Origin of the sequence: Neisseria sp. 19428wB4_WF04, assembly GCF_015235335.1 — a bacterium.
GTDB lineage: Bacteria > Pseudomonadota > Gammaproteobacteria > Burkholderiales > Neisseriaceae > Neisseria > Neisseria musculi.
This window is the reverse complement of the sequence record NZ_JADGLG010000028.1, coordinates 1-14,340: the sequence shown is the minus strand read 5'-3', so window position 1 is coordinate 14,340 and position 14,340 is coordinate 1. Positions and strand designations below refer to the sequence as shown.

Here is a 14,340-nt window from a genome sequence, read left to right as displayed (position 1 = left end):
GTATAGCGGGGGTTCGGCCGTCTGAAAGCCATCAGGCGGCAAAATCGTGTCGGGGGCGAGAAAAGGCGCAATTATACAATATTATGCCTTGCAGGGCGCGGCAGGCTTTCAGACGGCCGGCAACGGGTCTGCCGCGTTTTGAGGCCGTCTGAAAACCACCGCGTGCCGCCGGGGTGCGAATCTGCCGATTATTCGGCAACGGTTTTTTGCAGCAGGGTTTCGGCTTTAGCCAAGCCGTTTTCCACATCGGAAAAATCCAGGCGGCTGTTTTCTATCAGCGCGCGGGTGTCTTGAAATACCACAGATATGCTGCCGCCGTTTTCGGTAACCAGCACGCGCAGGGGGAGGCGGAGGGCGAATTCGGGGTCTTTCACCATCAGCGGCGTGCCGGCTTTGGGGTTGCCGAATATGATGACTTTGGCCGGCTGCATGGTCAGCCCGTGCTGCCGGGCGGCCTCTTGATGATCGATCACGCCGAACACCGTCATGCCTTTGGCTTTAACGGCGGCCTCGATGCGTTGCACGGTTTCGTTGAAACCGTAGCGGCTGGCAACGGTGTGGGTCGGCTTGGCGGTACGCTCCGGTTTGGGCGGCGTGTGGGCGCAGGCGGCGGCAAGGGAGGCAATGCAGAGCAGGGGGAGGGTTTTCAGCAGTTTCATGGTGTTTCCTTTTTTAATCGGCCGGTTGGGCCTGGTGGGTAAAACGGTGTTGCCGCTGCAGGTGCGGCGGGAGGGTTTGATCTGCCTGATGTTTAAAACGGTAAAGGCAGGGTGTTCAGACGGCTGAAGCTTTTGCCAAATATTTTTAGGCCGTCTGAAAGGTTTCGATGCTGCTGTTTGCGGGCAGTAAAGTATGGTCTAAGCCGATGCAGGGGTGTCAAACGCGCGGGTTTGCGCCCGGTCGGATTCCTGCCCGCGCCAGCGGCGGCAAATACTGTTTGGCTTGGCGGCGTGTTGGTTTGCCGGGCACCCGGCGGCTCAAACGGTGTGGATGGGGTGCAAACTTTGCCTGCCGTATGCGCGGTTTGTGTGCGGTATCAACTGCGCCCGCTGCAGTTGGCGGTTAAGCCCAGTTTGTCCAGCAGCACCCTGCTGCCCGCCGATACCAGGCGGAAGGTTTCATCGAAATCGCCGGTGTGCCACGGGTCGGGCACATGGTTGCAGCCGCTTTCGGGTATCAGGTCGGTGAGTTTGAAAATCTGCCCGGGGCGGCGGCCGAACAGGCGTTCGAGCTCGGCAAGATTGTTGTCGTCCATGGCGATGAGAAAATCATAACGGCCGCAGTCGCCGGGCTTGACCTGGCTGCTGGCAAAGCCCGAAGGGTCGATGCCGTGCTGCCTGAGTTTTTTCAGGGTGCCGCTGTGCATATTTTCGCCGTTGTGCCAGCCTGATGTGCCGGCGCTGGCAGCCTGCACGCGGTGTGCTGCGCCGGCATCGGCGGCCAGGCGGCGGAAAACGTATTCGGCCATCGGCGAACGGCAGATGTTGCCCAGGCACACAAACAAAATGTGGTAGGTTTTCATGATTGTTCTGCAAACAAAGGGTTGTGGCCGGGCAGTTTGAGCGCGCGGGCATAGGTGGGCAACTCGGCTTCTTCGGGCAGCACATCGTGCAGCAGGCGGATGTTTTCAACCCGGCATTCGGCCATCAGGTCTAGAAAATCCTGCTGGAGGGCGGCAATGCTCTCAGCAGGGGAAAGCGGCCAGGCAAACACTTGGTCGGCCAGCTCGAAGGCGCTGTCGGTGGCGTTGAAGCCGAACAGGATTCTGCCGCCCTGCTGCGCGGCCACCACCACGCCGGCGCGCGGGCTTTGCAGGCGCACGGCGCGGATGGCGTTGGCGGCAAACACATCCAGTGCCATGCGCAGCCGCATACGGCTGCCTTCGGCGAGGGCTGCCGGCGGCGCGGCGGGGGCGAGCGGGTTGGCAAACAGGGTGAGGCCGGGTTGCGTAAAGGCGGTTTGCCACACCTGCATCAGCGGCAGCGCGGCTTCGCGCAGATTGGGGTTTAAGGCCGTCTGAATGCTTTTTTTGCCGTAGCCTAAGGCAAATACCACATGAACCGACTGCCCCTGCGGAACGGCCAAATCTGCCTGCGGCAGCTTGGCGGCAAATGCTTGGGCGGCGGCTTCGTTTTGTTTGGCGGCAAACCATAGGCCGGCATCGATGGCGGCCAAATCGGCCGAGCGCATCAGTTTGGGCAGCCAGGCTGCCTGCACCAGCTCGCGCAGGTGGGGGTAATCGGCCAGGCAGGCGCACAGCTCTATCGTTGGCGCGTTTAACGGCAGCGTGTGCGGCTGGTTGCAGCCGGCCACCAGCACCACGGGCAGGGCAAACCATTGGATTTCGGAGTCGGTTTTGGCCAGCAGGGTGTCGTTCAGGCTGTCGAACAGCGCGCGGTAGCTGCCGGCATCGGGTGCCATGCTCATGGCTACGGAAAGGCCGAGATAATGATTTTGCTGCAACATTGTGTAGATTTCGGCCTGCAGCGATTCGGCGCAGAGTGTGCGCTGTGCGGTAGAAGTGCCGTGCGCGATTTGCGAGGCATAGGTGAGCAGGCTGTTTTTGACGGGCTCGGCAGGATAGGGGCGGGGGTCGGGCAGAATCGGCATCGGCGTTGCTTTCGGAGTGCGCAAGATGGCGCATTATATAGTGAATCGGTTGGTTTCCGGTATCGCGAACCTGCTTGGTTTCCGTTGGGACGCTGCGGCACTTTGATTCGGCAGGTTAAGGAGAGCAGTTTTGCCGGCCGCATCGGGCGGCAGCAGAGCCGGTTGTGTTGTGTGTTGGCGGCCTGCCTTGCGGCAAAACCGGAGCAGGCTCACGACAGCCGCCTGCTTTCAAGCGATGACGGTATTGCCCTGCCCGATACGGCGTGCTGTGCCTGCCCACCGCATTATACTTTATATTGGTTTGGGGAATCGGCAGTATAGGGGGGGCGCAAGGGCGAAGAAAGCGCGTTGCGGGGTGCGCTTCGGCCGTCTGAAAAGGCTTTGCCCGCCCGCTTTGGCAACCCAACCCTTGCCGCCGCGCTATTCGATGCCCGCCCATTTGTGCGCCTGCACGCTCAACTGCCAGTGCACGGGGGCATCGGGGCGGCTGTTTAACAGGCCGATTTGGCGGATGGTGTCGTAGATATTCATGCGGCCGTTTTGTTCGCAGGGCGAAAGATAATAATGCTTGGCGCGGATTTTCTGCTCCATTGCCGTGCAAAATGCCAATACGTCGCCATCGGCCACGATGCGCACTTCGTCTGCTTTTTCAATGCACTGCTGTTCATATTTGGCCGCGTAGCAGGCTTTCGGGCTGGCGGCGGTGTAGTCGATCTGCGGCGGCACCGGGTTTAGGCCGTTGGTTTCGATAAAGAGCCGGTAACCCGCCGATTTCAAAGCATCGAGCAATATGCCCAAATGCGGCTGTATGGTCGGCTCGCCGCCGGTGATGATGACGTTTCGGGCGGAATAGTGTTTCAGACGGCCTAAAATATCCTGCAGGCTTACTGTTTTAAAGGTGAGGTAGTCGGTGTCGCACCAGGCGCAGGCGAGGTTGCATTTGCCCAGGCGGATAAACACGGCGGGCATGCCGGTGTTGCTGCCTTCGCCCTGCAGGCTCTCGAATATTTCGACAATGCGGTAGGCGGGGTTTTCGGGGCGGATTTCTGTCATGTTTTCAGTTGCTCCGGTTCGGCCGTACGAACAGGTTTCGGGTGGGGCGCAATCTTATGGTTATCCTATTTCAGACGGCCTAAGCATATACCGCAACGGCCAGAAATGCCAATAGCGCGGGCAGGCCCTGTTTGAGCAGAATGCCCTTGTTTGAAGTGGCCGCGCCCCACACGGCGGCGGTGATCACAAAGCCGAGAAACAGCAGCGTGGCTTGGGAGCTTGCGTTTTGCGGCGCGAAAAACTGCGCCCAAATGATGCCGGCGGCCAGAAAGCCGTTATACAGCCCCTGGTTGGCAAACATCACCTGCACGCGCTTTTGCCGCATAAATTCTTCGGGCAGGCCGAAAATGCGGGCGGCCTGCGGGCCGGGAATTCTGCATATTTCGAGATACATAATATAAAAATGTTCGGCGGCCACGATTAAGGCCGCCAGGGTTGCCAAGGTTTGCATGGTTGGGTTTTCTCACAGGGTGTATCAACATAAAGAACAATGCAGTGCTGCCGGTAGTGCGGTGGGTGTTGTGCGTCTGCTTGTTCTTGACTCCGTTACAGTGCTGCCGTGCGGCGGTTCAAAGACAAGGATGGTGTAGGCCGCGCGGCGGCAGCGGAAGCGGCACCGGTGCCGGGTTGCCTGTTTGCGGCCTGCTGAGTGGGTGGAAAAAGCGGGCATCCGCGATAAGGCAGGCAGCCGGTTTGCCGTGCGGGTTATGGTGGTTCGCTGTATTCGGCGCACGAGGCGGGCGTTTCCCACAGTTTGACGCTGCACACGGGCAGGCCGGCGGCTTTCAGACGGCTGTAGATTTCTACACTCAGGTTTTCGGCGGTGGTGCGGCGGGGTAAACGCAGGGTTTTCATCTGCCAGCCTTCCAGCAGGGCGGCGATTTGGCTTTCGCGCGCGTTGGCGCCGTGATAAAGGAAAGCATGGTCGAACGGCTCGATAATGTGTTGTTCGACCAGGGTTTTCAAGTCGGCAAAATCCATCACCATGCCGGCTTTCGCGCCTGCTTCAATCAGGCCGTCTGAAACGGTGATTTCGAGCGAATAGGTGTGGCCGTGCAGGTTTCGGCATTTGCCGTCGTGGCCGTTTAGCATGTGGGAAGAATCGAAGGTGAAGATTTTGGTGATTTTCATGATGCCCTGCCTGCCAGATATTCGGCCAGCCCGCGTTCGCGCAGCACGCAGGCGGGGCAGGTTCCGCAGCCGCCTGCGGTGCCCTGATAGCAGGTGTGGGTGTGGCAGCGGATATAGTCCAAACAGCCCATTTCATCGGCCAGCGCCCAGGTTTGCGCTTTGGTGAGGTGCATCAGCGGGGTGTGGATTTGGAAGGTGTAGTCCATCGCCAGATTGAGGGTAACGTTCATCGATTTGATGAAAATATCGCGGCAGTCGGGGTAGCCCGAAAAATCGGTTTCGCACACGCCGGTGATGATATGGCGGGCGTTGCGGCTTTTGGCGTAAACGGCGGCATAAAGCAGAAACAGCGCGTTGCGGCCGTCTACGAAGGTGTTGGGCACGACGCCGCCTGCGGGGGCTTGGATTTCGGCGGTTTCGTCCATCAGCGTGTTATGGGTGATGTGCTGCATCGGGCTCAAATCGAGCAGGGTTTGGCGCACGCCCAAATCTCGGGCAATAAAGCGGGCGCATTCCAGCTCGCGGGCGTGGCGTTGGCCGTATTGGAAGGTAACGGCTTCTACGTTTTCGCTGCCGTATCGGCGCACGGCCTGAATCAGGCAGGTGGTGGAATCCTGGCCGCCTGAAAAGACGACCACGGCTTTTTGAGGGGTCATGACGGGTTCCTAGTTTTGTTGTCGCGGGATGGATTGCGAACCGCGTAAACGAAAGAGGCGGGATAATGGCGGATTAGGGTGAAATCCTTTCACTGCCGTTGCGGCGCGGCCGCGCCCTGCCTTGTGCCGGAAATAAAGGAGAACCGCTATAAGCTGCCAAGGCCGTCTGAAAGCGTGTTTCAGACGGCCTGAAAGCGTTTCATCGGGCGGCATGGCGCGGCGGTTATGCTTTTAAGGCTTCCTGCAGTTCGCCGGCTTCAAACATTTCCATCATGATGTCGGAGCCGCCCAGAAATTCGCCATCGACATACAGTTGCGGAATGGTCGGCCAGCTGCTGTATTCTTTGATGCCCTGGCGCACGGCTTCGTTTTCCAGCACGTTAACGGTAACGAAATCTTCGCAGCCCGCAGCCTGTAGAAGCTGCACGGCGCGCGAAGAGAAACCGCATTGCGGAAACTGCTTGGTGCCTTTCATAAACAATACCACGCGGTGGGTGGTAACCACTTCTTTGATTTGTTCTTGGATGCTCATATCCGGTTCCTGAAAGTGATGAGTGTAAAAACAGGGCGATTATAGTGGATTCGGCCGGTTTCCGATACACGGCCGCACGCGGCAGTATAGGCGCGGCGGCGTGCGTTGTGCCGGGCAGGGGCGGGGCAGCGCGGGTGTTGATGCGGTGGGAGATGGTGGAATCCTCGCTGAAAGCGGCCGGAAAGGGGTTGGTTTAAAACCGGGCAGGCCGTCTGAAAGGCAGATTGTTCAGACGGCCTTTGCGGCTTGTGTATCCAACAGAGTTTGGCGCAAATCTGATGGTACGGTGCCAGCTCTTGAAGGGCGGATTCGGTTGGAATCGATACGGAACCGGCCGGCCCGGCATCGGAAAAAATAATTGAGCCGGCCGCCGTGTGGCCACAAAGCCAGGGTGATGCGGCCTGCCGTTTCTGTTGGATTTCACCCGTAAACACCGATTATCCGGCCTTGCCGTCTGCACGGAGCGAGAGCAGCCACGGGATATAGCGCCAAGCATACAGCAGCAGAGAAAGGGCAAATAAAACGGCTGAGAAACGGATGCCGTGAGTGTAGGCCGTGCCGCTTGAAAGCGCAGCGGCAGCGCGCACCACGGCGGCAGCGGTCATCAGCCAAAAGGCTGCCGTTACCGATGCCGGCGCGGGATAGATGGGTCTGCCGGTGTGCCCCAGCGCGGTACGCGCCATCATGCCCACGGTAAGCAGGCCGATGCCGCCCACTCCGGTGAGGTGTACGCCCAAACTCAGACAGGCCGGCTGCCATTGCGCCGCGCCGGCGGCAATCAGGCCGAGTGCCGTAAACAGATAACCTGCAAACAACACCCACAACATAGGCTCGCGCAACACTTTGCCGTTCCACCACCGCCACACCTGCACCAAATTAACCGCACCGGCCGCCAGCATGGCGGCGGCGGCCAGGGGCAGGGCGGTTTGCAGCATCATCAGCACGGCGGCAAGCATGGGCAGCAGCAAGGCCGACCATGCCACCCAGGCAGGCGAGGCAACCTGCGGAATATTCAAACGTTTGGCAGTGAAAAACGGCATAATCCGCATACCCACCAGGCCGATAAAGCCTGCCACCATCATCAAGCCCGCCATCAGGCCGTTGAGCAGGGCGGCAGCGTGAAACGGCTGCAGATAGAGGTGGAACAGCGCATGGGTCAGCCCGAACACCAACAGAGCGGCCACCGCAATATAGTTGCGCGAATTGCGGCTGCGGATAACCGGTAAAGCCAGACACACCGCTGCATAGCCGAAAAACACCGTGCCGGCAATGCCGCCCATCGTCGCGCCGTTTGGAAAATACAGTGCAATCCGCGCCACCAGCCAGCAGGCGGCCAAACCTGCCAAAGCCGCGCCGCGCGTGGGCGGCTGCCCCGTCCAAGTGGCAACGGCGGTGAGCAGGAAGCCCACCACTACCGCGCCGGCATAGCCCCAAATCATTTCGTGGGCGTGCCAGTAAAGTGAAGGCAGTTCTGCCGTGCCTTGATAGCCCAAGCCCCACAGCAGCGCCGATAACGCACCGAAAAGTGCGGCCAGCGGATAAAAAGGCCGAAAGGCCATCGCCCACACGGGGCGGTTGAAAAAAGCATTCATGGCGGTTCCTGTGAAAGATAGCGGGTAAAAGGTATTTCGATATTATGCCGCCCCGCTTTCTTTAAAGTAATGAGGGTGTTAATCTGTTGGAAACGGCATAATCTGCGGCCTGCCGCTTGGGCTTGCTGCGCGGGGCGGCTATGGTTGGCGGTTTCATGCTTTAAAAGATGCGGCAAATTTGTGTTGCGGCGGGCAGCATCAGAAACTTTTCAGACGGCCTGCGGCTGCACCAGGGCCGTCTGAAAAAGTTGCGGCGCGCTTTTTCATGATAAGCGCGCCCATTATAAAAACGGCTCCAGGGCAGGAAAGAGCTCGCGCTCTTCAAAACGGGCGTGATTGCGCAGGGTGAGGGCAAACCCGGTGTTCCATGCCTCGCTGCCGTATTGCGGGGCGGCCGCCATCTCACGCAGTTGCCGGTGGTCGGATTCGAAGCGGGCGCGCAGGGCGGGGGCTATGTTGTGCCAATGCGGGGCAAACTGATGTTCTTCGGCAGCAAAATGCGCCAGCAGGTCGGGCAGGTGGGTTTCTATATCGGCCCGGTGGCAGCCGGCGGGATGGCGCAGAATGCGCAGGCACAATGCCAGCGAGTGATGATGTTCGCGCGAGCGTTCGATTAAATCAGGGTGGCGTTTGAGCGGTTTCATAGTGGCGCGGCTGGATAATTTTATAAGTTTCATATATTATGAAACTTTCCTCACCTATAAGTCAAATCAGTCAAACCCATTACGATTATGTATTTAACCCAACATACCGATTACGGCTTGCGCGTGCTGATGTATACCGCTGTAAACGATGGTGCTTTGGTCAATATCGGCACGATTGCGGATATCTACGGTATCTCGAGAAGCCATCTGATGAAAGTGGTTGCCGCGCTGGTGAAAGGCGGCTTTCTCGACAGCGTGCGCGGCACCGGCGGCGGCCTGAAACTTGCCTGCGCGCCAGAGTATATCAGCATCGGCGCGGTGGTGCGCCATTTGGAGCCGATGCAGATGGTAGAGTGTATGGGTGAAAACAACCGCTGCCTGATTAGCCCGGGTTGCCGCATGGCGGGCATACTCGGCGGGGCGGTAAAAGCCTTTCTGAACTATCTGGACGGCTTCACATTGGCCGACCTGATCAATAAAACCACCCGTGATTTGCTGTATGTGCCGAAAATTTGAGAACCGCGTATAGGCAGACGGGGGAGTTTGGAAACCAAAAGCGGGGCGATGCCCGGCCGTCTGAAATTTCAGACGGCTCCAGTTCGGTTTCATTTCGGGTCTGTATTATATTTTAAGGCCGGGGCAAGCCTGCTTTTTTACGGTGGGTTTGCACGCTTGCGGCATAAGGTAGCAAGCCGCAGGCGGCGCAAGCATTGCGGAGCCGCCTCTGCCACGGCGGCCGCCAAAACCGCTTTCTTTGTGCCAGATGCAGCAACGCGGCAACAGAAAATAAAGTGGATTCATTATCGAAGCCGTTTTGGCTCTGTATGGCTGTTGGGCTTTAAAGGCATCACGGCAAAACAATGGCAGCCGGTTTGTTTGAAGCGGCCTTTCTTTATATATATATTGTCTGCGCCGCCTTTAGTCCACCGTCTTCCACTGGTTTTGGTGGGGCGATAAACGCTGCTTGTTCAAGTACCTGTTACGCTCGCACAGGTATGGCGGGGAAAATGCCGATTCCCATCTTCACAATAACTTTCGTTATCGTTTCAATATAATTTAGGCTCTAGACTAGCAGAATAGCTCTGTTAGACTAGAAAAATGAAATATAACACCAAGTTAAGTGGCTATCAGCTCAAAAAATTATCAAGCATTTTTGTGTCGATATAGAAGCCTCAAAAACCGCTTTGCTGACAGGCTTCAACCGTAATACCATCAGCCACTGGTATAGCATTTTCAGGGGCTGACGTAGATTAGCAATCATGACAAGCTGCTAAAATGAAGATAACAAACTGTAAATTAAGCAAAAAATCACAGAAGACACTACTCAGATATTTTGTGCCGGAAGTTACTGCCGTTCGGCTGCCGATGTATTGGGTATCCGGCCCAACACCGCCATACTCTTTTACCGCAAAATCCGCCTCGTCATCAGCCATCATTCGGCCTTGGAGGCCGATCAGGTTTTTGAAGGTTCCGTAGAGTCAGATGAGCGCTGCTCCGGCGGTAAACGCAAAGGAAAACGCGGCACAGGAGCCGCAGGCAAAGTGGTGGTTTTCGGTATCCTCAAACATGGCGGCAAGGTTTATACCGTGGTCGTGGATAACGCCAAAAAAGAGAGTTTGTTGCCTGTTATTGCGAAGAAAATCATGCCGGACAGTGTGGTGTATACCGACAGTTTAAGCAGCGATGATGTCCTGGATGTCGGCGGTTTTCACCACCATAGGATTAACCACGGCAAGACATTTGCCCAGAGACAAAACCACATCAACGGCATTGGGAATTTTTGGAATCAGGCCAAGCGTGTGCTACGCAAATACAACGGAATCGACCGGAAGTCTTTTCCCTTATTCTTGAAAGAATGCGGGTTTCGTTTTAACTTTGGCACACCAAGTGAGCAGTTGAAAACACTGCGGACTTGGTGTGGTATTTAGGGCTAAGCTACTTCAACCCCAAAATATTTGTTGAATGTTAGAATACCATTGTTTCGGCAGAAAACCAAAGCTGATGGGCATAAAAAATGTAAACAGCCAACTCTTTCCGAAAATATGATCAGAAGTTTATCTGATGTTATCTTCTTTGCATAACAGTTGTGTCATTCCTGTACGGAGAGAAAGCTGAGCGTTCGATATTTATGAGTGTTGTTTAATGTATTTCAATATTTTCATACGTCCGCCTGTGAAATGGAAATAACGGTATTTCGGTTTTCAGACGGCTTGCTGTATGTTTCAGAGATCCAAGCGATAGAGTGTACCAATGCCGTCATTATTTTGGGGTAGGGAGATAGATTAATAGGATATTGGTTGCGTATAAAATCAGGCCGTTTGAAAGAATATTTCAAACACTCAAGCTTTATGTCGATAAATGAAATTATGGGCAAGCCTGCGTCTCGTTGCGCGGATAAAGCGGAATTTGTTTTATATCAATTAGTATTGCTTGCTAACATTTTCATTACACTAAACTAATTGATTTTTGCAGGGAGTTTGATATGATACTGTGCAAACTGACATCGGTGTCATGCTTGCCGGGCATGATGCGCTGAAGGTGTAATCCAACGACATTTAACGACAGGAAGAAAATCATGCAAGTGAAAAATGAAGCCATGTTGATTACCTATGCCGACAGTTTGGGCAGCAATCTGAAAGATTTGAAAAACGTGTTGGAAAAGCACATGAAGGGCGTGATCGGCGGCGTGCATATCCTGCCGTTCTTCCCGTCTTCCGGTGACCGGGGGTTTGCACCGATGGACTATACCAAAGTCGATTCTGCATTCGGCGGCTGGGAAGACGTAAATGCGCTGGCGAAAGATTATTACTTGATGTTTGACTTTATGGTGAACCATATTTCTGCACAATCGCCTTATTTCCAGGATTTTCAACAGAAAAAAGATGGTTCCGAATGGCGGAATTTGTTTATCCGCTATAAAGAGTTTTGGCCGGGCGGCGAGCCGACCGAAGAGCAGGTGGATTTAATCTACAAACGTAAGCCGCGTGCACCTTACCGCATGGCCGAATTTGCAGATGGCACCAGCGAAAAAGTGTGGTGTACTTTTGACGAGCAGCAGGTCGATTTAGACGTTACCCACCCGGTAACCAAAAAATTCATTAAAGACAACCTTGAATTTCTGAGCAAACAGGGTGCATCGATTATCCGCCTTGATGCGTTTGCCTATGCCAACAAAAAAATCGGCACCAACTGCTTCTTTGTGGAACCGGAAATCTGGGAAACCCTGAAAGAATGCACCGATGTGCTTGATGCGCACAATGTTACCGTGCTGCCCGAAATTCACGAGCACTACACCATCCAGCTCAAAATCGCCGGACACGATTATTACGTTTACGATTTCGCCCTGCCGATGCTGGTGTTGCACACCCTGTTCCGCGGCTGCGTTGACCGACTCGTGCATTGGTTGGAAATCTGCCCGCGCAAACAGTTTACCACCCTCGACACCCATGACGGCATCGGTGTGGTGGACGTAAAAGATTTAATGACCGATGAAGAGTGCGAAGCCACCCGCGAAGCTCTCTATGCCCAAGGCGCCAACGTGAAGAAAAAATATTCCAGCGCCGAATACAATAATTTGGATATCTATCAAATCAACTGCACTTACTATTCGGCGTTGGGCAACAATGACCAGGCCTATATCTTGGCACGCGTGTTGCAATGCTTCGCCCCCGGTATCCCGCAAATCTACTATGTAGGCCTGCTCGCCGGTGAAAACGACATTGAACTTTTGGAAAAAACCAAAGAAGGCCGCAACATCAACCGCCACTACTATTCTTTGGCAGAAATCGATGAAGCCGTGAAACGCCCAGTAGTACAACAACTCTTCAATCTGCTGAAGTTCCGCAACACTTCCCAAGCCTTCGATGGTGAGTTCTCTGTGAAAGCATTGGGCGAAAAAGAGCTGGAAATCGTGTGGAACAATGCCGCCGCAGGCGTATCGGCCAAACTGACAGCCAATACCGGCAACAAAACTTTCGCCATCCTTGAAACCGTGAACGGCGAGAGCAGAGAAATCACGCTGTAAGCCATATAGATGGGGTAATAAAACAAAGGCCGGCCGTCTGAAAGCCTGAACCATTTGCCAGATCAGTTTAGGTCATCTGAAAACATCTAATCTCCGCAATCTGCATTTACACGAAAATAAGCAGTGTAAGCTTATGGAGTGATGACGAAACTTTTTTGCCGTAAGGCAGCAAGCCCCAGGCTGTATAAGTAATACGATGGAGCGTAGTAACGCTGTGGAGGAATAAAGCTTCAAGTGCAACCTTCCACCAACAGAAAAGGCCGGTATTCGACAGCATACCGGCCTTTTTCGGCAAGAAGAATTGCAGCTGCAACCGGACACACGGCCAAACCACACAGACCATCGGCTGCACCTTCCACACCGGCTGCCAAATAAGGCATTCCGTCAGAGCAACATACCGTTCTCGTCAAGCACTGCAACACAGTAATGCCCAAAAGCAAAACAAACCGCGCGGAAAATAACGGATTCCGTCCAACAGACTGTTGCAGAGCCGATTATCCGGAAGCACAGCCCTGCGTCCGCCGTTAGCCGACACAAAGGCATCAAACGGCACCGTTTACCGTTATCCCGCCAAAGATCGCAAAACGGCGGCAGCCTCGTCCGCGTACCGTTTCCAAACCATAGTGCAGGAAGGCAGCCGCGCGTGGATTAAAGCCAAAACACCGGGGCGGAAGGGCATTGGAGGTTGCCCGGCCATTGTCGGCGGCAAAGCGCGCAGCGGCGGTTTGAAAACGGGCGCATCATCGGCAGGAGCCGGAAAAGCGGGCTGCCGCAGCCGGGAAAAAAACCAAATTCACCGTCATCCGCAAAGCCGCCGATTTCAAAGCAAAAGATACGGCTGTCCGCGTGCCGAAACCGTTCGACAACATGCTTCACACCGGACAACGGCAAAGCATTTTACCGGCACCCGGTCTCGCCCAGGCATCGGAGACGAAGCCTCTGCTGCCGGTGCCCTTTTGGGAAAAGGGTTGGAGGAGAACACCAACAGGCCGATACGCCGATACTTTCCGAAAGGAACGGATCTCAGCAAAGCGGGAGATAGATTAAGGAGGCATAGGGAGCTCAACTGCCACCCGGAAAAAACCTTGGTTATTAGGATGCCGGCTGGTTTGTGTTCACCGGCCCTTGCTGCTGATTTAATGATAGCATAAACAAACGGAATAATAATTACCGAAACTACAGCGATCCACTTTTTTGCATCGGTTATTCCCCATCAGAAGTCTCATTAAGTCCACTACATCATTAAATTTATTGCCTTTGAATCCGTAACTAACCTTATAGCATCTCTATGACCGTCACCCACATATATGACATCCCAGCCTAAACTGTTTGGAGCACTCAATGTGAAACTGGAGAACAGGGCATGCTAGCCATTGATATTTAAAGGTAAATTGCTAAGTAGACCTGTATCAGGCACGCGTACTCTGCTGGGTTTAATGTACTCAAATGTGATAATCATAGTTTCACAGTTTTTTACGCAGCTGGAGGGGGAACAAACGAATACGTCTATACATTTTTATTGAATCCATCGTCATCCCCGCCTGACTCAAACCTAGATAGACTATGCCTTTGTTTTTGGAAAAGCTCTGCATGACGTTACTTAAACTTATCTAGGTAAGGTAGATGCCGTCTGGACAAGTGTAACAACTAAAAAACAATATTGCTTTTACTGCTCTTTTCATTTGCTCTCCCGTACAAATTCGCCCTCCTGCACAAATTCGTAAGTATTGGTAGGAAATTCCACATCAATATAGGAGATTATGGCTCTGCTGTCTTTAATACTCACAAAATAGACTGGTTTGCCTTCATCTATGATAGCGGTTCGTCCGTTATCTGACAACCATCATTTTTCACCAATAGCCTTTTTGCATCTTAATATTCGGATTCGAATGGTGTAGCATTGTTACGTCAGTATTGGCTGTCAATACTGTTTATATTCAAACAGTCTGCCAACATTTGTAGGGTTAATGTTACCGGCAGTGCAAAAATGACCACCTGACGGCAGTCAGAAATTGACCATCCTGACTTAAAAAACAAAGGCTGCTTTCATGTTGAATCAGGAGACGGTTGCGGCCATCAAAGCGCTCAAACAGCAAGG

Annotated in this window: 12 protein-coding genes and 2 pseudogenes; 4 read left to right on the top strand and 10 right to left on the bottom strand. The window is 54.2% G+C overall.

The window, feature by feature from the left end:
• Positions 1 to 188 precede the first annotated feature (188 nt).
• From IR141_RS07500 to IR141_RS07455, 10 genes are all read right to left on the bottom strand, one after another.
• The gene (locus tag IR141_RS07500; protein WP_135035402.1) at positions 189 to 659 is read right to left on the bottom strand and encodes a DUF302 domain-containing protein; all 471 of its coding nucleotides are present in this window, start codon (positions 657 to 659) and stop codon (positions 189 to 191) included.
• A 377-nt stretch (positions 660 to 1,036) separates the two neighbouring features.
• Positions 1,037 to 1,522 carry a low molecular weight protein-tyrosine-phosphatase gene (locus IR141_RS07495; RefSeq protein WP_135035399.1) on the bottom strand — a complete coding sequence of 162 codons (486 nt, stop codon included), beginning with the start codon at positions 1,520 to 1,522 and terminating at the stop codon, positions 1,037 to 1,039.
• On the bottom strand, positions 1,519 to 2,610 hold the full coding sequence (locus IR141_RS07490) for a conjugal transfer protein (protein WP_135035396.1): 1,092 nt from the start codon (positions 2,608 to 2,610) through the stop codon (positions 1,519 to 1,521). Before IR141_RS07490 ends, IR141_RS07495 begins: the two co-directional genes overlap by 4 nt.
• Positions 2,611 to 3,030: 420 nt before the next feature.
• Positions 3,031 to 3,663, bottom strand: a complete 633-nt coding sequence (locus IR141_RS07485; protein ID WP_135035392.1) for a 7-carboxy-7-deazaguanine synthase QueE — start codon at positions 3,661 to 3,663, stop codon at positions 3,031 to 3,033.
• Positions 3,664 to 3,742: 79 nt separating this feature from the next.
• On the bottom strand, positions 3,743 to 4,114 hold the full coding sequence (locus IR141_RS07480; protein WP_135035389.1) for a DUF1304 domain-containing protein: 372 nt from the start codon (positions 4,112 to 4,114) through the stop codon (positions 3,743 to 3,745).
• A 254-nt stretch (positions 4,115 to 4,368) separates the two neighbouring features.
• The gene (gene queD / locus IR141_RS07475; protein WP_135035385.1) at positions 4,369 to 4,794 is read right to left on the bottom strand and encodes a 6-carboxytetrahydropterin synthase QueD; all 426 of its coding nucleotides are present in this window, start codon (positions 4,792 to 4,794) and stop codon (positions 4,369 to 4,371) included.
• Complete coding sequence (gene queC, locus IR141_RS07470) at positions 4,791 to 5,450, bottom strand: 7-cyano-7-deazaguanine synthase QueC (RefSeq protein ID WP_135035382.1); 660 nt, start codon at positions 5,448 to 5,450, stop codon at positions 4,791 to 4,793. The genes queD and queC overlap by 4 nt, the downstream gene beginning before the upstream one ends.
• Positions 5,451 to 5,673: 223 nt before the next feature.
• Entirely contained in the window at positions 5,674 to 5,982 is a 309-nt protein-coding gene (gene grxD, locus IR141_RS07465) for a Grx4 family monothiol glutaredoxin (RefSeq protein WP_135035379.1), read from the bottom strand.
• Between the two features lie 437 nt (positions 5,983 to 6,419).
• Complete coding sequence (locus IR141_RS07460) at positions 6,420 to 7,574, bottom strand: NnrS family protein (RefSeq protein WP_135035376.1); 1,155 nt, start codon at positions 7,572 to 7,574, stop codon at positions 6,420 to 6,422.
• 281 nt (positions 7,575 to 7,855) lie between these two features.
• Positions 7,856 to 8,218 carry a hemerythrin domain-containing protein gene (locus IR141_RS07455; protein ID WP_135035451.1) on the bottom strand — a complete coding sequence of 121 codons (363 nt, stop codon included), beginning with the start codon at positions 8,216 to 8,218 and terminating at the stop codon, positions 7,856 to 7,858.
• A gap of 87 nt (positions 8,219 to 8,305) precedes the next feature.
• Here IR141_RS07455 and IR141_RS07450 point away from each other — a divergent pair, with 87 nt between their 5' ends.
• The 4 genes and pseudogenes from IR141_RS07450 (at position 8,306) to gtfA (ending at position 12,242) form a co-directional block, all read left to right on the top strand.
• Entirely contained in the window at positions 8,306 to 8,734 is a 429-nt protein-coding gene (locus IR141_RS07450) for an Rrf2 family transcriptional regulator (RefSeq protein WP_135035372.1), read from the top strand.
• A gap of 582 nt (positions 8,735 to 9,316) precedes the next feature.
• Positions 9,317 to 9,456, top strand: a pseudogene (locus tag IR141_RS13400) (IS1595 family transposase); the annotation flags it as partial.
• A gap of 37 nt (positions 9,457 to 9,493) precedes the next feature.
• Positions 9,494 to 10,146 (top strand): annotated as a pseudogene (locus IR141_RS07445) (IS1595 family transposase).
• Positions 10,147 to 10,793: 647 nt separating this feature from the next.
• Positions 10,794 to 12,242 carry a sucrose phosphorylase gene (gene gtfA, locus IR141_RS07440; protein WP_135035366.1) on the top strand — a complete coding sequence of 483 codons (1,449 nt, stop codon included), beginning with the start codon at positions 10,794 to 10,796 and terminating at the stop codon, positions 12,240 to 12,242.
• The last annotated feature ends 2,098 nt before the right edge of the window (positions 12,243 to 14,340 follow it).